Origin of the sequence: Acinetobacter sp. AG1 (genome assembly GCF_001005525.1) — a bacterium.
GTDB classification, from domain to species: domain Bacteria; phylum Pseudomonadota; class Gammaproteobacteria; order Pseudomonadales; family Moraxellaceae; genus Acinetobacter; species Acinetobacter modestus.
Genome location: NZ_LBMZ01000091.1, coordinates 18191 through 38931 on the forward strand (window position 1 = coordinate 18191; position 20741 = coordinate 38931).

Annotated in this window: 20 protein-coding genes; 18 read left to right on the forward strand and 2 right to left on the reverse strand. The window is 39.1% G+C overall.

Translation table 11 applies throughout. The features are described 5' to 3' along the window. Positions 1–148: 148 nt before the first annotated feature. From AAV96_RS03725 to AAV96_RS03735, 3 genes are all read left to right on the forward strand, one after another. Positions 149–499: a hypothetical protein gene (locus AAV96_RS03725; protein ID WP_004801531.1), complete on the forward strand. Its 351-nt coding sequence runs from the start codon at positions 149–151 to the stop codon at positions 497–499. A gap of 89 nt (positions 500–588) precedes the next feature. Beyond that, positions 589–3078: a multicopper oxidase domain-containing protein gene (locus tag AAV96_RS03730; RefSeq protein WP_046738375.1), complete on the forward strand. Its 2490-nt coding sequence runs from the start codon at positions 589–591 to the stop codon at positions 3076–3078. After that, positions 3065–3949: a copper resistance protein B gene (locus AAV96_RS03735; protein ID WP_004801527.1), complete on the forward strand. Its 885-nt coding sequence runs from the start codon at positions 3065–3067 to the stop codon at positions 3947–3949. The genes AAV96_RS03730 and AAV96_RS03735 overlap by 14 nt, the downstream gene beginning before the upstream one ends. 49 nt (positions 3950–3998) lie before the next feature. Here the strand turns inward: AAV96_RS03735 and cadR are convergent, their stop codons facing one another. Next, entirely contained in the window at positions 3999–4403 is a 405-nt protein-coding gene (gene cadR / locus AAV96_RS03740) for a Cd(II)/Pb(II)-responsive transcriptional regulator (protein ID WP_004699715.1), read from the reverse strand. Positions 4404–4487: 84 nt separating this feature from the next. Between cadR and AAV96_RS03745 the strand changes: the two genes are divergently transcribed. The 15 genes from AAV96_RS03745 to AAV96_RS18550 all read left to right on the forward strand — a co-directional run bounded on the left by AAV96_RS03745 (position 4488) and on the right by AAV96_RS18550 (position 19289). Further along, positions 4488–5768 carry a cation transporter gene (locus AAV96_RS03745; RefSeq protein ID WP_004699717.1) on the forward strand — a complete coding sequence of 427 codons (1281 nt, stop codon included), beginning with the start codon at positions 4488–4490 and terminating at the stop codon, positions 5766–5768. Between the two features lie 10 nt (positions 5769–5778). Further along, positions 5779–6036, forward strand: a complete 258-nt coding sequence (locus AAV96_RS03750) for a FeoA family protein (RefSeq protein ID WP_004699719.1) — start codon at positions 5779–5781, stop codon at positions 6034–6036. Beyond that, the gene (feoB, locus tag AAV96_RS03755; protein ID WP_004699721.1) at positions 6026–7855 is read left to right on the forward strand and encodes a ferrous iron transporter B; all 1830 of its coding nucleotides are present in this window, start codon (positions 6026–6028) and stop codon (positions 7853–7855) included. Before AAV96_RS03750 ends, feoB begins: the two co-directional genes overlap by 11 nt. Before the next feature lie 125 nt (positions 7856–7980). Next, complete coding sequence (locus AAV96_RS03760; protein WP_004699723.1) at positions 7981–8385, forward strand: hypothetical protein; 405 nt, start codon at positions 7981–7983, stop codon at positions 8383–8385. Between the two features lie 80 nt (positions 8386–8465). Next, positions 8466–9770 carry a TolC family protein gene (locus tag AAV96_RS03765; protein WP_016651921.1) on the forward strand — a complete coding sequence of 435 codons (1305 nt, stop codon included), beginning with the start codon at positions 8466–8468 and terminating at the stop codon, positions 9768–9770. Then, positions 9770–11260, forward strand: coding sequence for an efflux RND transporter periplasmic adaptor subunit (locus tag AAV96_RS03770; RefSeq protein ID WP_016651922.1), 1491 nt, complete (start codon positions 9770–9772; stop codon positions 11258–11260). The genes AAV96_RS03765 and AAV96_RS03770 overlap by 1 nt, the downstream gene beginning before the upstream one ends. Positions 11261–11274: 14 nt before the next feature. Next, the gene (locus AAV96_RS03775; RefSeq protein WP_004699728.1) at positions 11275–14409 is read left to right on the forward strand and encodes an efflux RND transporter permease subunit; all 3135 of its coding nucleotides are present in this window, start codon (positions 11275–11277) and stop codon (positions 14407–14409) included. A 33-nt stretch (positions 14410–14442) separates the two neighbouring features. Continuing rightward, positions 14443–14805, forward strand: a complete 363-nt coding sequence (locus tag AAV96_RS03780; protein WP_004699729.1) for a copper-binding protein — start codon at positions 14443–14445, stop codon at positions 14803–14805. Positions 14806–14951: 146 nt separating this feature from the next. Continuing rightward, on the forward strand, positions 14952–15386 hold the full coding sequence (gene arsC / locus AAV96_RS03785) for an arsenate reductase (glutaredoxin) (RefSeq protein ID WP_004699732.1): 435 nt from the start codon (positions 14952–14954) through the stop codon (positions 15384–15386). 59 nt (positions 15387–15445) lie between these two features. After that, positions 15446–15766: a metalloregulator ArsR/SmtB family transcription factor gene (locus AAV96_RS03790; protein ID WP_004699734.1), complete on the forward strand. Its 321-nt coding sequence runs from the start codon at positions 15446–15448 to the stop codon at positions 15764–15766. A gap of 6 nt (positions 15767–15772) precedes the next feature. Next, positions 15773–16246: an arsenate reductase ArsC gene (locus tag AAV96_RS03795; RefSeq protein WP_004699737.1), complete on the forward strand. Its 474-nt coding sequence runs from the start codon at positions 15773–15775 to the stop codon at positions 16244–16246. A gap of 7 nt (positions 16247–16253) precedes the next feature. Beyond that, the gene (gene arsB, locus AAV96_RS03800) at positions 16254–17294 is read left to right on the forward strand and encodes an ACR3 family arsenite efflux transporter (RefSeq protein WP_004699740.1); all 1041 of its coding nucleotides are present in this window, start codon (positions 16254–16256) and stop codon (positions 17292–17294) included. A gap of 5 nt (positions 17295–17299) precedes the next feature. After that, positions 17300–18004, forward strand: a complete 705-nt coding sequence (gene arsH, locus AAV96_RS03805; protein ID WP_004699742.1) for an arsenical resistance protein ArsH — start codon at positions 17300–17302, stop codon at positions 18002–18004. 18 nt (positions 18005–18022) lie between these two features. Continuing rightward, positions 18023–18973: a thioredoxin-disulfide reductase gene (gene trxB / locus AAV96_RS03810; protein ID WP_004699744.1), complete on the forward strand. Its 951-nt coding sequence runs from the start codon at positions 18023–18025 to the stop codon at positions 18971–18973. 157 nt (positions 18974–19130) lie between these two features. Next, positions 19131–19289 (forward strand): hypothetical protein, encoded by a 159-nt coding sequence (locus AAV96_RS18550; RefSeq protein ID WP_324097330.1) that lies wholly within the window; start codon positions 19131–19133, stop codon positions 19287–19289. Between the two features lie 21 nt (positions 19290–19310). On the opposite strand, the gene AAV96_RS03815 is transcribed toward AAV96_RS18550, so the two are convergent. Continuing rightward, the gene (locus AAV96_RS03815; RefSeq protein ID WP_004699746.1) at positions 19311–20582 is read right to left on the reverse strand and encodes a tyrosine-type recombinase/integrase; all 1272 of its coding nucleotides are present in this window, start codon (positions 20580–20582) and stop codon (positions 19311–19313) included. Between the last annotated feature and the right edge of the window lie 159 nt (positions 20583–20741).

Genomic DNA, 20741 nt, shown 5'->3' on the forward strand with positions numbered 1-20741 from the left:
ATAAAAATCCCATATCACTCATTAAGAACATAATAACGTTATAAATACGTGATTCGTTGTAGATTACAAAAATGTCATTTTCATGTCACATAGATGTTTAGTGAAGGCCTTTAAGGTATTTACATAAAGTTAATTTTTGGAGCAAAACATGAAAACTCTATTCAGCCGTAGCTTAACCACTCTTATGTGTGTTGGTACTTTAATTGTAGGAACTCAGTCTTGGGCAGCAGATGTGAAACAAGGAACTACAGTTGTGTCTGAAATTAAAGCCGATTCAAAGACGCAAGAGAAATGTCAAAAACCTTGTAATATGAAGAATGATGATAAAACCCAACAGGATCATAGTCAGCATGAGCATGGTAACATGACGGATATGTCTCAGATGGATCATTCTAAGATGATGAATATGGGGCAATCTAAAATGAGTAATATGGATAATTCCAGTATGATGAACATGGACCACTCAAAGATGAACATGTCAAATACATCAAATAAATAACAAATACGATAAATGAAAGATCGGGGGAAATTAAAGCGAATAATAGGTTTGCTTGATTCTCCCATCCTTATATTAGATAGGTGAAATAAATGTCTACAAAATTAACGCATGTCCTTTTAATAGGAGTCGGTTTATTTTCATCAACTTGGGTTGTGGCAGCAGTTAAAGAATATGATTTAACAATCGCTGAGCAAACGGTGAATATCACAGGTAAGCCTTTAAAACGAATTACGGTTAATGGGAAATTTGTTGCACCTCTTCTTGAGTTTGAGGAAGGTGATGATGCTATTATTCGTGTCCATAACAAGCTAAAAAAACAAGATTCTTCTATTCATTGGCACGGGTTAATTCTACCGGGCATCATGGATGGCGTACCCGGATTTAATCAGTTTGACGGTATTGCCCCTAATAAGACCTACGAATATAAGTTTAAGGTACGCCAAAATGGTACCTATTGGTATCATTCGCATAGTAAAGGTCAAGAACAAGAGGGCTTGTATGGTCCGTTAGTCATTTACCCCAAAAATAGGACACCTTTAACTGTAGCTGAGAAAACAGATAAGGATTATGTCGTATTACTTTCAGATTTTCATGATTCAACTAGTGATAAAATCATGAATAATCTAAAGAAAGAAGCTGACTATTATCAGAACCGTCGTGAAACTGTTTTTGATGTTTTTAAACAAATTAAAAAAGATGGTTTAAAAGCAACATGGCAAGACCGTTCGATGTGGAACCAGATGCGAATGCTCAAGACAGATATGTCTGATGTGACAAAATATACTTTTTTGATGAATGGTAAGACTCCAGAACAAAATTGGACTGGTAATTTTAAGACGGGTGAAAAAGTACGTCTTCGGTTTATTAATGCCTCAGCAATGTCATTCTTTGACGTCAGAATCCCTAACTTGAAAATGACGGTAGTCAGTGCAGATGGGCAACCAGTGAAACCTGTTCCGGTTGATGAATTCAGAATAGGGACGGCTGAAACGTATGATGTTATTGTAGAACCCAAACAATCAAATTATCAAATTGAAGCAGAATCAATTGATAGGAGTGGTTTTTCAGTTGGTTCCTTACATGATGAGAATACTCCTCCAATAAATCAAATCAAAATGCCGAAGTCACGTCCTCGTTCTTTATTAACTATGGAAGATATGGGGATGGGGCATGATATGTCTTCTATGGCGGGCATGAATCACGACATGTCTTCAATGAAAGGTATGGATCACGATATGTCATCTATGACAGACAGCTCAAAAGATCAGTCAATGTCTGGAATGAACCATGACATGTCTTCAATGAAAGGCATGGATCACGATATGTCGTCTATGACAGACAGCTCAAAAGATCAGTCAATGTCTGGAATGAACCATGACATGTCTTCAATGAAAGGCATGGATCACGATATGTCGTCTATGACAGACAGCTCAAAAGATCAGTCAATGTCTGGAATGAACCATGACATGTCTTCAATGAAAGGCATGGATCACGATATGTCGTCTATGACAGACAGCTCAAAAGATCAGTCAATGTCTGGAATGAACCATGACATGTCTTCAATGAAAGGCATGGATCACGATATGTCGTCTATGACAGACAGCTCAAAAGATCAGTCAATGTCTGGAATGAACCATGACATGTCTTCAATGAAAGGCATGGATCACGATATGTCGTCTATGACAGACAGCTCAAAAGATCAGTCAATGTCTGGAATGAACCATGACATGTCTTCAATGAAAGGCATGGATCACGATATGTCGTCTATGACAGACAGCTCAAAAGATCAGTCAATGTCTGGAATGAACCATGACATGTCTTCAATGAAAGGCATGGATCACGATATGTCGTCTATGACAGACAGCTCAAAAGATCAGTCAATGTCTGGAATGAACCATGACATGTCTTCAATGAAAGGCATGGATCACGATATGTCGTCTATGACAGACAGCTCAAAAGATCAATCTATGTCAGGTATGAACCATGGCATGCAAATGACTACATCTAATGCACCTACACAAGAAAAGAATGGTGATGTTGTATATGGCTGGGCAAATGCTTCAACACCTGTTGGTCAAAAAGCACTTCAATATAGTGACTTACAATCTTTAAAGCCTCAACCAGATACTCGTGCCCCTGAACGTGAAATGGAAATCCGTCTTGGTGGGAACATGGAGCGCTATATTTGGACAATTAATGGTAAGAAGTTTAATGAAACAGAACCATTCAAAGTGAAATACGGGGAACGTATACGCTTGAAATTTGTGAATGACAGTATGATGGCTCACCCAATGCACTTGCACGGTATGTTTATGCAGCTTGAAAATGGTCAAGATCCAAGTAATATGCCAAATAAACACACGATCATTGTGCCACCGGGGAAAACAGTTACAACTTTACTTACTGCTGATGAATTGGGTGAATGGGCTATCCACTGCCATTTGTTATATCACATGGCAGCTGGAATGATGAACAAACTCATTGTGGCAAATGTAGATAGCAATGATGATGATACGAAAAGTATCGTTGCCCAACCTCAAACTAGCCATGAGGGAGTGAATCAACATGCACATCACTAAACAGTTATATTCAAAAACAATTTTATCTGTTGCTTTAATTGGCTTAGCGGGTATGGCATTTGCGAATGATAATTCGACTGAAAATCTAAATAAGAGTACGTCAAGTATGAGTGTGCTTTTACGCGAATCAGGCGGATTAGGCTATGTTGAACGTAATACTGATCAAAAGTCTTCAAACAGCAAAGGGTCTGAAACTTTAGCTTTTAGCCAAAATCATATGAACGAGCATGGTGGGCAAATTTATCAGACAACTAAATTTTCCAATGAGTGGATAGTTGATAAAGATGGAAAGGGCAGCTTAGGTTCGAGTTTCGAGGCATTGATTGGAACAGATGAAAATCGAATGTTTGTTGAAGCTAATATGAATAAAGCGGAGAGTAATGATCCCAAATATGATGTATCAGCTCTTTACAGTAGAAATGTTGCACCATTTTGGGATGTACAAGCTGGGGTAAGGTATAGTGAGGACAAAAATAACCGTAATAGTAATCGCATTGATGGCGTTATTGGATTATTAGGCCTTGCACCTTATTTCTTTGAGACAAAAGCCTACCTTTATGGTGGTGAAAATAATTTTTGGGGAGCCAGTTTTGAGTTTGATCGAGATCTATTACTCACTCAAAAGCTAATTACTCAGCCATATATTGCAGCAGATATTGTGTTTAATGATAATTCTGATTTTGCTACAAAGTCAGGTTTGTCTGAGTTAAAGACAGGTCTAAAAACTCGTTACGAGATTAATAAGCGTATAAGACCATTTGTTGATGTCGCTTATCAATATGAAAAAGGACAGAAATTAACAACTTTTCAAGAAGCTACAAATTCTGAAAAGGGGTGGTTATACGGGGCAGGTATTGAATTAGTTTTCTAAATATTTTATTAAGAATGAATAATGGTGATATTCCATTATTCATTCTTAATTATTTTAAACTTACGGATAACCCTTCAAGTACTTTACAAGAGTTAATTTCCAAAAAACCAGAGCATTTGCTTCTTAAATCAGAAAGTTGTTGCTTAAGCTGAATCTGTTTTTGGATATTCTGCTCTAATTGATGAATATGTTTATCAACTAAGATGTTAATAGAACTACAGTTTCCACAAGGTTTGTCTTTGTATGCTAATAAAATTTTTATTTCGTCCAAGCTCATATTCAAAGTTCGGCAATTAAGAATAAATAGAAGTCGCTCTAAGTGGTCTTTGTTATAAAGTCGATAATTAGCTTCCGAACGATTAGGGGCTAGTAATAAAGCTTCTTTTTCATAAAACCGTATTGTAACAACAGGGCAACCGGATAGCTGAGATAATTCACCAATTTTTAAGTTCATTTCAAGTCACCTGATCTATTGACTCTATAGTAGCTATAGGGATTTTAATATGCAATACGTGAAGATATGACTATAGGCACATCAATGAGTGGTTGCGGTTGTAATCAAGAAAGTTCTTGTGAAGACACTAAGCAAAAACAAAATGAATCAAAAACAGATTCTTGTAAAATTAAAGATTTAGCTACAGAAGAAAGTGAAAGTTCTTGTTGCGATAATGAGGTACAGCAAGAACCTAACCCTGATGAAAAAGATTCATGCGGTAGTAAGCAGTCGAATTCATGCTGTGGTTCGGATTCGATAACTTCACCTGAAAAGATTAGGGGGAGTGAAGATACAGCGACTTTCATCAGTGACTATAGCATCCCGAAAATGGATTGTTCCGCAGAGGAACAAATGGTTCGGATGACTTTATCTTCATTGGTAGATGTTAAGAGCTTGGTTTTTGATTTGCCGAACCGAAACCTAAAAGTTCTGCATAATGGTGAAAGTAATGAAATCACTGCAAAACTTGAAGCTCTTGGATTTGGGGCAAAATTAAATAAAACTGAAGCTTATGAAAATAAAGAACAAGCACAAGAAGCTAGTACTTTTCTGATTCCGAAGATGGATTGTTCGGCAGAAGAGCAAATGGTAAGAATGGCACTTTCTCCCTTGCATGAAGTTAAAGGTTTATCTTTTGATTTGGCGCAAAGACAGTTAGTTGTTTTCCATACCAATGGGATTAATGAAATTACCACAAAACTTGAAGCCCTAGGTTTTGGTGCAAAGCTCGTGGAAACAGTAAAAGCCACTGGGGAATTGCCTGAAACACCAGATCCGACTAAGCAGGCGAAAGTCCTTAAATTATTACTAGCGATTAATGGTGTTCTTTTTTTTATTGAGTTCATAAGTGGAATTATTGCCGCATCGACGGGGCTCATTGCGGACTCTCTTGATATGTTTGCTGATGCGGCCGTTTACGGTATAGCACTTTACGCGGTAGGGAAAGCGGCTAAATACCAATTAAAAGCAGCTCATTTTGCAGGATGGATTCAACTTTTATTAGCTTTGATCGTTATTATTGATGTTGTCAGACGTTTCATGTTCGGTAGTGAACCAGAGTCAGATTTGATGATCATTATTGGCTTCTTAGCACTTATTGCCAATGTGACGTGCTTGTATCTCATTTCTGGGCATAGAGATGGCGGAGCCCATATGAAAGCGAGTTGGATCTTTTCAGCTAATGACGTAATAGTAAATATGGGGGTTATTTTAGCAGGTGTACTTGTTGCATGGACTGGTTCAGCTTACCCAGATTTGATTATTGGTATTCTTGTTTCACTGTTTGTACTGAATGGCGCTCGAAAAATTTTGGCGTTGAAGTAGGGTGCTGACAATGAATTTATTTCAAGTAAAGCAAGACCAGACTGTAAAAATCATTGATCTTAAAAAGGGTGAACAGTATCAAGATAAAAATGATCCTGTTCTGGAGCGTTTAGAACTGCTGGGCTTTAGAGTAGGTGAATCCTTACAAGTGCTTGCGAAAGGGCTTTTTGGTGGTGATCCTGTGTTGGTTCAAATCGAAACCTCACGTTTCGCCTTAAGAAAAAATGAAGCAGAACGAATTTTTGTAGAGATTACCAATGGACACTAAAAATATTGCACTTGTTGGTAATCCTAATTGCGGTAAAACATCACTTTTTAACACCCTCACAGGGACTCGTCAAAAAGTTGCAAATTATGCTGGGGTAACGGTAGAACGGAAAGAGGGATTTTTTAAACTGCCATCTGGTGATACCGTTCGAGTATTGGATTTGCCTGGGACTTATAGTTTAAAACCGAGCAGTTTAGATGAGGAGGTAACTAGAGCAGTATGCTTTGGTGAATTAAAAGGCGAAGTTATACCTGATATTTTTGTATGTGTTGTCGATGCTACGAATCTTCATCTTCATTTAAGTCTTGTACTTGAAGTCAGGGCTTTAAACAGACCAATGTTACTTGTTCTTAACATGATGGATGAGGTTAGAAAGCGTGGGATTTCAATTGATACAACGAAGCTATCTCAGCTTTTAGGTATTCCTGTTGTTGAGTCAGTAGCTGTAAAAACAAAAGGCATTCAGGGGCTATTGACCCAATTGGATCAAAAGAATTTGTTTGTTGCCCCTTATCATTCTGATCTGAGTCACTTTGACCAAATCAAATATATTACAAAACAAGTCATCTTGAAAAATGATAATGGTGATAAACGAACGGCTTTCTTGGACAAAATATTCTTACATCCAGTTTTTGGATTATTAATATTGACCTTTACCATGTTTGTAATGTTTCAGGCTGTCTTTATTTGGGCTCAACCGTTAATTTCCTTTGTTGAGGATTCGATTTCATGGTTTGGTGGGGCGATAGGACCTCTGATTACTCATCCACTTTTAAGAAGTTTGGTCGTTGATGGTGTAATTGCAGGTGCTGGTAGTGTACTCGCGTACATGCCTCAAATTCTGATCTTATTTTTCTTTATTTTAATTTTAGAAGAATCGGGATACTTACCTAGAGCTGCTTTTTTGTTAGATAAGCTGATGTCTAAAGCTGGTTTAAGTGGGCGTTCATTTATTCCACTACTTTCGAGCTTTGCTTGTGCAATTCCCGGAGTCATGGCGACTAGAAGTATTAGCTCTGAAAGAGATCGTTTAGCAACGATTATGATTGCACCTTTAATGACGTGTTCTGCACGACTACCTGTATATGCTTTGCTGATCGCTGCATTCATTCCAAACAAGTTGGTTTATGGTTGGCTCAGTTTACAAGGTCTAGTTCTGTTCGGGCTTTACATGTCAGGAATCGTATCCGCTTTATTGGTTTCTTTATTCCTGAAATTAGTCAGAAAAGATAAAACTGAAAGTATTTTCATTTTTGAATTACCTACATACCGTATTCCAGATGTTCGAAATGTAGCTTTGGGGCTTTATGATAGAGCAACTATATTCTTAAAAAGAGTTGGTGGAATTATTGTCGCACTTTCTATTTTATTATGGTTCTTGGTAACGTTCCCTTTACCACCTGATAATCCAACAATGCCACCAATCAATTATAGTATTGCTGGACAGTTAGGGCATCTAATCCATCCAATATTTGCTCCGATTGGATTTACTTGGGAAATTTGTATTGCTTTGATTCCTGCAATGGCAGCTCGTGAAGTGATTATTGCTGCGTTAGGGGTGATCTATGCAATGTCTGGTGATGAAGATGCAGTTACCCAGACTTTATTATCTCAAATATCTGGTCCGGATGGATGGGGGCTAGCGACAGGTATGTCATTGTTAGTTTGGTTTATCTTTGCCCCGCATTGTTTAGCAACACTAGCGACCATTCGAAGAGAAACAGGGAGTTGGAAACAACCAGTCGTAATGGCTGTATATCTCTTTTCATTGGCTTATTTATTTTCCTTTATAACTTATCAAGTTATAAGTCGGTTTTAATTTAGAAGGCGGTTGTTGATATAAACCAACAACCGCTGTTTAATGAATTAGTTTAATTAATTATAGGATTGTTATTTACAGGATAATCTGTAAAACTAAAAAGGTTAAATTTTGGTCTTGATGTTATGCACTTGTTAAGGACATGCTTATCGCTGTTTTTATCTTTTGCTATCCTAATTGTAGGATCGGCAGCAGCTGCTGCATCTGTACATAGCCCATGTTTAATGTCATCTCAAGATACACAATCCATGCAAATGATGAATTCTGAAGATCATGAAAAAGCAAGTGCTATGCACATGGATTGTATGAAAGCTGAGGTAAAGATTAAGAAGCAATTACATGATCCATCATGTATGTCTAAGCAAGATTGTATTATGTCATTTTCTAAAATTGCATATACATCTACAGCGCTGGATGTTTTGCAGTCGATGATTTTTTTACCTGCGGAACAGTCTACTTTTTCTCCATTAAATCAAAATTTCATCTCATCTGATCTTTCCAATTTATGGAAACCCCCACGCTTTAACTAATTTGATGATTCTTCATCATTCATAGAGTTTTCTATGGGTGTTCTGCACGTGCGCGTGTACATCATTTTAGAGCTAAAAATATGAACTTTAATAAAGGAAAGCTGTCCCTAAAATGGGGTGGATGCTCGATTGCGACGATCTGTTTTTTCTTGAGTTATGGACATGCTTATGCCCAGCCACTGACTTTGGATACAGCATTGAAGCTTGCTGAGCGATATGCGCCTGCTCTAAGAGCTAATAGTGCTCAGATTGAAGGTGCTGAGAATATAGTTTCAGCTTCAGGTATTTTGCCCAATCCTAAACTATTTGTGGGTCTCGATAATTACCCTGTATCAGGTGATGCTGCATGGTCTGTCACACAAGAGGGGATGACGATGCAAAAGATTGGCATCATGCAAGATTTTCCAAATCGTGCCAAAAGATTAGCTGAAGTTGAATTAGCAAAAGCTGAATTGGGTTCAGCAAATGCTCAAACAGAAATTCTGCAAATTGAGTTACGTCAAAAAGTAGCATCGGCATGGCTTAAACGTTTTTATCTTGAGCGTAAACTGGCGTTATATGATGACCTTCTTTCAGAAAATGGATTGCTATCCCAGATTACACAAACACAGGTTGCGTCTGGTCGAACCATGGTTGCTAATACAATTTCCCCTAGGCTGGACAAAACTATTTTGCTTGATCAAAAAGATGATTTGCTTCGAGATATAAATAAGGCAAAACTAGAATTACACCGATTAATCAGTGAGGATTCTAGTGGTACAACTGAAATAGAAAGTTTGCCTACCCAAGAACCTATAATTAATTTTGATACATCACGTTTATATCATCATCTGCATCAACACCCTGAACTAAAAGCATTCCAAGCAGAAAAGCAAACTGTTGAAGCAAAGCTTAAGCAAGCCCAAGCCCTTCAAAAACCAGATTGGGGTATTGAGCTTGCCTATCAGCATCGTGCTCCTGAATTTGGAGATATGATTGGTGTACAACTGACAACAGAACTACCAATATTTTCAAAAAAACGTAGTGGTCCGCTCATTCAGGCAGCATTAGCTGAACAAAATCGGATTACAGCAGATCAGGAGATAAAATACCGCGACCATCTCACCATGTTAGATGAGGGGCTATCGGATTTAAAAGCTCTTGAAAGACAAATCCAACGTACCGTTCAAAGTACACTTCCTTTGGCTAAAGAAAAAGTAACTTTACAGTTAGCAAGTTATCAGGCTGGTAAAGCCAATTTGTCAGATGTCATTGAGACACGACAAGCATTACTAAATCAGCGATTACGTCTCATCGATTTACAACAACAGCAAGCAATTATCAAAGCCCAGCTCTATTTTTCTTTTGTAGAACCCACCTTAAACCATGCTGAGGAGTCAAGATAATGTTAAAAAATAAATTGGCATTTGTAATTGCTGGCTTGATTGTGGGCAGCTTGGGAGTCGGTAGTGGGATTGGATATTGGTATGCGCATCAAAATGATGAAAAGCAAACTGTAAGTGATCAGGCAACTGCTAAAGTGTTGTACTGGTACGATCCAATGAAACCAGAACAGCATTTTGATAAGCCAGGGAAATCCCCTTTTATGGATATGCAGTTAGTCCCTAAGTATGCGGATGAAAGTACTTCTGGAATAACTGAAAGTGCAGGAGTAAAGATTGATCCAGCTCTTCAACAAAATCTAGCCATTCGTTATGCCACAGTCGAACAGGCTGTAATGGGCAATACCTTGTTAACCAATGGCATATTACAAGCGAATGAACGACAGGTAGCAATTCTGCAAACACGAGCAAGTGGTTTTGTTCAGCGTGTTTATGGCCAAGCAGTCGGGGATATAGTGACTCAAGGGAGTCCGATTGCTGATATTTCAATCCCTGAGTGGACTGGGGAACAGACTGAGTTTTTGGCAGTACTTAAAATAGGAGACCGTTCTCTTATTCAAGCAAGTCGACAACGCCTACAGCTTCTGGGAATCCCACCAAATGTGATCCATCAAGTCGAACGGACACATCAAGTACAGTCTAATATGACTTTGAGTGCTCCTTTGAGTGGATTCATTGACTCACTAGAAGTTCGTAGTGGAATGGCTTTAGCTATGGGGCAAACACTTGCCACCATTAAAGGCGTGAATCCAATTTGGTTAGAAGCAGCAGTGCCTGAAACGCAAATTGCTGGGATAAAGCGAGGAGATAAAATCGAAGCAACTTTTGCTGCGTACCCTCAAAAAGTGTCTGGCAAAGTCATTGATATTTTACCGACATTAGATACTACAAGCAGAACCATAAAAGTTCGTATTGAGTTACCCAATAGAGAGGGGCAACTCAAGCCCGGAATGTTTGCTTCTGTCAAATTTTCCAACAATCCTCAAAGCAGTTTAGTTGTGCCAGAGCAAGCTGTTATACGTACAGGTACTCGTAATATTATTATTGTCGCACATGAAAAAGGGCGTTTCGAACCTGTTGTTGTACAGTTAGGACAGAGTGACGGAAATAAAATAGCAATTCTACAGGGTTTGAACGCTGGTCAGAAAATCGTGATTTCGGGACAATTCCTAATTGATTCTGAGGCCAATTTACAGGGTGTACTGGATAAGCTGAACACTGGACAATCGATTACATCATCTCAAGTGACTAAGGCATCAATATACCAAGGCATTGGTAAAGTGGAAAAAGTTACAGCTCAAGACATTACCATTTCACATCATGCAATTGCTGAATTGGGGTGGGGGGCTATGACCATGAGCTTTAAACAACCAGTACAACCATTTACCCAAATTCAGCAAGGCGAGCAGGTCAGTTTTCGTTTTACACGTGTTGGGGATGCTTATGTTATTTCTGACATTTCCAAGATGTCTATGACATCTATGCAGAACTAAACGGGAGAACCATTATGATCGCCCGTATTATTCGTTTTTCAATTACAAATCGAGTATTTGTCTTATTAGCTGCTGTAGTTCTTGCCGTTTGGGGAACTTGGGCTGTCAAGAATACTCCGGTTGATGCTTTGCCAGATCTGTCTGATGTACAAGTGATTGTGCGAACTAATTTTCCCGGTCAAGCACCACAAATTGTTGAAAATCAGGTGACTTATCCTTTAACAACGACCATGTTATCAGTACCCGGTGTTAAAGCTGTTCGGGGCTATTCTTTTTTTGGTGATTCGTTTGTTTATGTCATTTTTGATGAACATACTGATCTTTATTGGGCACGTTCTCGTGTATTGGAATATCTCAATCAAATACAAGAAAGAATGCCTGCAAATGCAAAATCTTCATTAGGACCAGATGCTACAGGTGTTGGTTGGATCTACGAATATGCTTTGGTTGATCCAACAGGGCAACATGATCTCTCACAACTGCGAAGCATACAAGATTGGTTTTTGAAGTATGAACTGAAGACAGTACCAAATGTGGCTGAGGTCGCCACAATTGGGGGGATGGTTAAACAATATCAAGTTGTTTTAGACCCAACCAAAATGGCAGCATTCGGTATAACTCAGCGAAGCATAATTGAAGCAATTCAAAAGGCAAATCAGGAAACTGGCGGTTCAGTCCTAGAAATGGCTGAAACTGAATATATGGTGAGAGCTTCAGGTTATTTAAAAACATTAGAAGATTTTCGGCAGATTCCGTTACGTACAAACGATTTAGGTGTTCCAATCACTCTTGGAGATGTTGCAACGATTCAACTCGGTCCTGAAATGCGTCGTGGAATTACTGAACTCAATGGACAAGGGGAAACTGTTGGAGGTGTTGTGATTTTACGTGCTGGTAAAAATGCACGTGAAACCATTACTGCTGTAAAAGAAAAACTTGCTGAATTACAACAAAGTCTACCGAAAGGTGTACAAGTTGTTTCTGTGTATGACCGCAGTCAATTGATTGATCGGGCGGTAGAGAATCTCAGCCATAAATTAATTGAAGAGTTTATTGTAGTGGCTTTGGTTTGTGGGCTATTCCTCTGGCATTTACGTTCAGCAATGGTTGCGATTGTTTCTTTGCCTTTGGGAATCTTGTCAGCCTTTTTATTGATGTATTATCAGGGACTAAATGCCAATATCATGTCATTGGGTGGGATTGCAATCGCGATTGGTGCTATGGTTGATGCATCTGTGGTTATGGTCGAAAATGCACATAAGCATATCGAAGCTTGGCAACATGAACATCCTGATCGAGTTTTAGAAATACAAGAGCGTTGGGACATCATTACACGTTCTGCCAGTGAGGTTGGGCCTGCTTTATTTTTCTGTTTACTCATCATTACTTTATCCTTTATTCCCATTTTTACTTTGCAAGCACAAGAAGGACGATTGTTCTCTCCATTGGCATTTACTAAAACTTATGCCATGGCTGCTGCTGCGGGGCTATCTATTACATTGATTCCAGTTTTGATGGGATACTGGATTCGCGGGAAGTTACCATCTGAACAACGGAATCCATTAAACCGTTTTCTCATCAAAATATACCGTCCTATGTTAGATAAAGTCTTAGCTTATCCAAAGACAACGTTATTAGGTGCGTTACTCATTTTTCTTATCAGTCTTTTTCCTTTAACGCAATTAGGTGGAGAGTTCCTGCCTAATATGGATGAAGGTGATTTACTGTATATGCCTTCAGCTTTACCGGGATTGTCCGCAGCAAAAGCTTCTGAATTACTTCAACAGACTGATCGAATGATTAAAACTGTTCCAGAGGTTGCCACTGTATTTGGTAAAGCTGGGCGAGCAGAGTCGGCTACAGATCCTGCACCTTTAGAAATGTTTGAAACCACGATTCAGTTTAAACCACGATCTGAATGGCGTTCAGGTATGACACCAGATAAGTTGATAAAAGAACTGGATAAAGCTGTTCAAGTACCGGGTTTAACAAATATCTGGGTGCCGCCTATTCGTAACAGAATTGATATGTTGGCGACCGGGGTTAAAAGCCCAATCGGGATCAAGATTTCAGCAAATGATTTGCAAGATATTGATCGGGTAGCACAACAAATTGAACAGGTTGCCAAAAAAGTGCCCGGTGTTAGCTCAGCTTTAGCTGAACGACTCACTGGTGGGCGATATGTTGATATCGATATTAATCGAATGGAAGCTGCACGCTATGGTCTCAATATCACCGATGTACAGCAAATTGTGTCATCAGCAATTGGTGGGGAAAATATTGGTGAAACTGTTGAAGGGTTAGCAAGGTATCCTATTAATGTACGTTATCCGCGAGAAATTCGAGATTCACTTGAGGCATTAAGAAATTTACCAATTCTGACTGAATCAGGTCAGCAAATTGTTTTGAGTAGTGTTGCCAACATTCAAATCACAGATGGTCCTCCGATGTTAAAAAGTGAGAATGCTCGTCCAAGTGGTTGGGTCTATGTTGATGTACAAGGACGTGATTTAGCCTCCGTTGTTCGGGATTTGAAACAGTCTATTGACCAACAAGTGAAACGCTCTGCGGGTATGAGTATTAGTTATTCAGGTCAATTTGAATTTATGGAAAGAGCAAATGCTCGCCTAAAGGTAGTAATACCAATCACTTTGATGATCATTTTTCTATTGCTGTATCTGATTTTTAGACAAGTACAAGATGCTGCTCTGATTATGCTGACTCTACCATTCGCTTTAATTGGTGGTATTTGGGCAATGTATTTCAGTGGTTATAATTTCTCAATTGCCATTGCAGTAGGCTTTATTGCACTTGCCGGTGTTGCCGCAGAGTTTGGAGTGGTCATGTTGTTTTATTTAAAGCAGGCGATAGAACATGCTCAACAAAATTTATCATCTTTAACTGAGCAGCAACTCAATGATGCCCTTCGTACAGGGGCAGTACTACGGGTTCGCCCTAAAGCGATGACTGTAGCTGTCATTCTGGCGGGTTTGATTCCTATCCTTTTAGGAACTGGAACGGGCTCTGAATTGATGAGTCGTATTGCTTTACCTATGGTTGGGGGCATGATTTCAGCTCCACTTTTATCAATGTTTGTTATTCCCGCTGCATATCAGCTTTTAATCAAAAGAAAACTATCAAAATCTTGATAGTTTTCTTATTTCGTTCAAAGAGGTTTTATTATGTTTAAATTTATTAAAATTGTCGCTCTTGTTGCCACTGTTACTGCGTTAAGTGCATGTAGTAAAAATGAGGCGTCAGAGCAAAAGAAAGCGGAAGCGCCTATGGAGCAGATGAGTAAAGAATCATCTACAGCAACGACAACTCAAGCAGTTGGAGTGATTACGGCTATTGATACGAAAGAAAATATTTTGACACTCGATCATGAGGCAATTCCTGCGATTAAATGGCCTGCGATGACCATGGGCTTTAAAGTTGCTGATCCTGCATTATTGAATGGGCTTGCAGTAGGGCAAAAAGTTGATTTTGAATTAAAGGCTGAGGGAGAAACATACACAGTCGTAGCTGCTAAGTTAAAAAAATAGGATGATTTAGTAGATAGAATTTTGATAGTAATGAGGTTCTTTTCAAAAGAGCCTTATTCTCTAATAAAAAACAAAACATATGGTATTGCATATATATGGTAATTCGAATATAAAGATATTATAAATTATCAAAAGAGCTCAATTCGATGACAACTTCATCAACTGTGACGATTTATCACAACCCAGCTTGTGGGACATCTCGCAACACTTTGGCTTTGATCCGTAATACAGGGATTGAGCCAACTGTGATTGAATATCTCATTACACCACCTAGTCATGACGAATTAGTTAAATTGATTCAGGATGCAAAATTAACAGTAAGAGAGGCCATTCGCCAGAATGTAGATCCTTATCGGGATTTAGACCTTGATCGTAGTGATTTGAGTGATGAGCAGTTACTTAGTTTTATGCTTGATCATCCAATATTGATTAATCGACCATTTGTTGTTACTGAATTAGGCACTCGCTTAAGCCGTCCTTCTGAAGTTGTCTTAGATATTCTACCATTACCTCAGAAGGGTGCCTTTACGAAAGAGGATGGTGAAAAAGTGATTGATGAAAATGGTCAACGAGTGAATTAAAAATTTTACTTTTTGTATGTGATTATCCGCATATCCAAATAAGTGAATGGGAGTTAAGAATGGACCAAGTTAATTTTTTTAAATGCTTATCAGATGAAACTCGACTAAATATCGTGACTTTAGTCGCTGAGAATAAAGAATTATGTGTTTGTGATTTGACTGAAAAGTTGCAACTGAGTCAGCCAAAGATTTCTAGGCATTTAGCGTTATTGCGTTCTTCTGGTCTCTTACAGGACAGGAGACAAAGCCAATGGGTGTATTACAGCATTAATCCGCAATTACCAATGTGGTGCCATGACGTTCTGAATCTTTTGGTAAGCAGTCAAACCATAGTAAATAAAGATTCCCAAAATATCCAAATAAATAGCTATTGTGAGTAATAGAATATGAAATTTCTTTTTTTGTGTACTGGAAATAGTTGCCGTAGCATCCTCTCAGAAGTCCTTTTTAACAGTCGTGCGCCTGAAGGATGGAAAGCATACAGTGCAGGTAGTAAGCCATCAGGGCAAGTACATCCATTGACTATAGAAACTTTAGAAAATCTTGGTCTCTCAACAGATGGTTTGTGGAGTAAAACCATTGATGACTGCGAACAATATCAACCTGACGTCGTGATTACTGTTTGCGATTCAGCAGCTCAAGAAGCGTGTCCACTTTATTTAGGTGGAGCGATTAAGGCACATTGGGGCTTGGCTGATCCTTCACATTTAGATTTGCCTAAAGAAGAAAAATTAAAAGCATTCCAAGTTACTGTTGATCATATCAACCGCCGCTTAGACGCTTTATTGGCACTAGATACAACTCATATGTCTCGCCCAGATTTGATTGCAGCAATCAATCAAATTTCGCATATTGAATGAGAACATCATGGCTCAACAAAGATTATCTTTTCTAGATCGTAACCTCACTCTATGGATTTTTATCGCCATGGCATTGGGGATTGCGATAGGTGTGTTCTTTCCGCAAGCTTCCGTTACTTTAGACAAAATGAGTGTGGATTCCGTCAATATTCCAATTGCGATTGGTTTGATTCTGATGATGTATCCACCTTTAGCCAAAGTGGACTATGCTACTTTGCCACAAGTGTTTAAAGACAAGAAAACCTTAACTTTGTCTTTGGTGCAGAACTGGGTGATTGCGCCTGTATTAATGTTTGCATTAGCAATTATTTTTTTACATAGCTATCCAGAGTACATGACAGGCTTGATCCTGATCGGTTTGGCTCGCTGTATTGCAATGGTCTTGGTGTGGAATGGTTTAGCCTGTGGTGATAACCAATATGTAGCAGCGTTGGTGGCATTCAATAGTATTTTCCAGATTCTGTTTTTTAGTACCTATGCTTGGCTGTTCCTCACATTCTTGCCACCCTATTTCGGTATTGCAGGGCAAGTGATCAATGTTGATTTCTGGACGATTACCCATGCGGTGTTGGTTTACTTGGGGATTCCATTTCTTCTTGGTTTCTTGACTCGTTTGGTTTTGGTCAAAGCCAAAGGCTTAGATTGGTATCAAAATGTCTTTTTACCCAAGATCAGCCCACTCAGTTTATTGGCACTTCTTTTTACCATCGTGGCAATGTTTAGCCTAAAAGGTGGTGATGTAGTGAGCTTACCATTGGATGTTCTGCGTATCGCAATCCCACTCACGATTTATTTTATTGTGATGTTTTTCATCAGCTTCTTTATGAGTAAATGGATGGGCAATGACTATCCTAAAACCACAGCAATTTCTTTCACGGCTGCTGGTAATAACTTTGAGTTGGCTTTGGCTGTAGCGATTGCAACCTTTGGTTTGGCTTCACCTGTGGCATTTACCACCGTGATTGGTCCTTTAGTTGAAGTACCTGTATTGATCGCTTTAGTGAGTGTGTCTCTATGGCTCAGAAAAAAGTATTTTAAATCGGTTTAATTGTAATGAATCTTCCTAATGTTGATATGGAGCTACTTGAACAGCCAACTTTGGAAAAAGTTCAAGCTAAATCGTTAGATCATGCGCCACGTATTTTGTTGTTATATGGTTCTAACCGTGAGCGTTCGTATAGTCGTTTAGCCGTGATGGAAGCAGGTCGAATCTTGGAACAGTTTGGTGCTGAGGTTAAAATTTTTCATCCGAAAGGGCTACCTTTGCCAGAAGATGCGGATATGGAACACCCAAAAGCAAAAGAACTACATGAGCTTTTGGCATGGTCAGAGGGCATGGTGTGGTGTTCGCCTGAACGTCACGGTTCAATGAGTTCGATCTTTAAGTCACAGATAGATTGGATTCCATTGGCAGGTGGTGCGATTCGTGCCACTCAAGGAAAAACACTGGCACTAATGCAAGTCAGTGGTGGTTCGCAATCTTTCAATAGTGTCAATCAAATGCGTATTTTAGGGCGTTGGATGCGGATGATCACGATTCCGAATCAGTCTTCAATTCCAAAAGCATTTTTAGAGTTTGAAGAAGATGGGCGAATGAAAGCATCATCGTATTACGACCGTATCGTGGATGTGATGGAAGAGCTGTATAAATTCACCTTGCTGACACGGGGGCAAAGTCAGTATTTAACTGATCGTTATTCTGAGCGTAAAGAATCTGCTGAAGAATTATCAAAACGTGTTAATCAGCGAAGTTTGTAGAATGCTGGAGAAAATTAAATGCAAAATCAACATTCTCGTTTAATTATTTTAGGTTCGGGACCTGCGGGTTATAGTGCAGCCGTATATGCAGCTCGTGCCAACCTCAAACCAACATTGATTGCTGGACTACAATTAGGCGGGCAATTAACAACAACGACTGAAGTTGATAATTGGGTTGGCGATGCTGAGGGCTTAACTGGTCCTGTACTCATGGAGCGTATGCAGGCGCATGCAGAACGCTTTGGTACAGAAATGGTCTATGATCACATCAATGAGGTGGATCTCAAAACTCGCCCATTCGTACTCAAAGGTGACATGGGTGAATATACTTGTGATGCACTGATTATTGCAACAGGTGCAACGGCTCAATATCTAGGTCTTGAGTCAGAGGCAGCTTTCATGGGGCAGGGTGTGAGTGCCTGTGCAACCTGTGATGGTTTCTTCTATAAAAACCAAAATGTCATGGTGGTTGGTGGTGGTAACACTGCGGTTGAGGAAGCTTTATATCTGTCAAATATCGCTGCACATGTGACACTGGTACACCGTCGTGACAGTCTGCGTTCTGAAAAGATTTTGCAAGACCATCTTTTTGCCAAAGAAAAAGAGGGCAAAATCAGCATTATTTGGAACCATCAAGTTGATGAGGTTTTAGGTGACAACACAGGTGTAACGGCGGTACGTATTAAATCCACTCAAGATGCAAGTATCCAAGATGTTCAAGTGCAAGGCTTGTTTGTTGCGATTGGACATAAACCCAATACAGGAATGTTTGAAAGTCAATTGAACCTACGTGATGGCTATATCCAAGTCCAAAGTGGAACTACGGGTAATGCAACAGCTACATCTATCGAGGGTGTATTTGCTGCGGGTGATGTGGCAGACAGTATTTATCGTCAAGCGATTACCTCGGCTGGTTCGGGTTGTATGGCAGCATTGGATGCTGAAAAGTATTTAGACAATCAAGAATAATCAATACATTCACTGAAATAAATCAAGCTAACTCCACCTCTCATGGGTGGAGTTAGATTTTCTATATTGTTTTTTTATTTAGCTACTTATAGTGTTACGCCAGCGTTTCTCTATTTCGGATTCGCTTACTTAAAGCGAGTGTGGGATAAGTAAGCAGATCCTTTTTAGTAATTGGTATGCTCATTACAAATTCTTTTGGGAACATCAAATTAGTTGGATGGATGAGCAATTAAAATTCAGATTTATAAGAGATAAAATTCCTTTATCTCTTATTTTTATATTAAGTGTTTTTGTAATTGGGATTGTACTTTTTTGAGCTGTACCACATGGCTTCAGGCTATTTGTGCATGATATATGTTGCCCAATCAGCCATTAAGCCTTTACGTTTTTCTAAATAGCCTCCACGTAAATAAGAAGCTTCAACCTTATCTGGAAGTTTGTGTGCGAGAACATGTTCACACACTTCTCTACGGTAATCTGTTTTGTCTGCCGACCAATCACGGAAAGTAGACCGAAAGCCATGCGTTGTAATGACTCGGTTTTGTTTGGGATCAATATAGCCTAAGCCATTTTCTTTAAGCTTTTGCTCATGCAGTCGTTTGATTAGGGTCGTCAAAGACATATCAGAAAGCATCTCACCACTCCGTGGCGCAGGGAAGATGAAATCTTGAATTAGAGTATGATTTTGAATTGATTCAAGCAAACTTATCGCTTCTTTCGACAAAGGCACATGATGTTCCTTTTCTGCTTTCATACGTTCTTTAGGAATAATCCAGACTTTATTCTTAAAATCAATTTCCTGCCATTTCGCCCCAAAAATCTCACCAGAGCGACAGGCGGTTAAAATTGCAAATTCCAGAGCTTTTGGTGAAATTCCTTTTTTCTGTCTTAAGTGTTGGATAAACTCAGCAACCTGTTCATAGGGCAGGGATGGGTGAGGGCGTGATTCCTGCTTTAAATTACCTAATATAGGTTCAAGATTGCCTTTCCATTCGGCAGGGTTGTCACCCTCAAAATATCCCATTGCTTTGGCATAATCAAAAATGGTTTCTATACGACCACGGATACGTTTGGCTGTTTCGTTTTTCTCAACCCAAATAGGTCTTAAAACTTCAGCAATATCGGCTTTGGTAATGTTACTAATAGTAAGATTGCCCAAAGTTGGGTAAATATAAGTTTCTAGTGTTGATGACCATTGTCCAATATGTTTTTCATTTTTGAGTTCACGGGTTTTATTGGCAATAACAACTTTTGCACATTCCATGAATGTTTTGTTCCGTAGTTGCTGAACATGAAGCTTTGCAAGCTGTTCCTGTTGATGGACAATTGGATCAATACCACTTCGTATTTGTAATTTTAATTCAGTGGCTTTAGCACGAGCTTCAGCTAAAGAAACTTCAGGGTATGGACCAATACCAATATCACGTCGATGAGGTTTTAATTTTCCATCTTTATCCAGATGTTTTCCCACCACCGCACGTAAAATCCAGACACGGGAAGTTCCTTCGACGTTTAAACAAAGACCATCAACACCACCTACGTGATATCGACCAGTCTCTTTAATTTTTGCTACACTAAGCGCAGATAGTTCTTTAGCTTTCTTTGGCATGTTATTGTCTACCCCTCAAATTACCCCTCATAAAATACTGGAAATAGTCGGATTAGACAAGACTGAGTTGGATGGGTGTAATTGTAATTAATTGAAAAATATTAATTTATAATATTGGATTGGACTTCTTAGGATTGGTGTTAGACGGACACCGCTTCC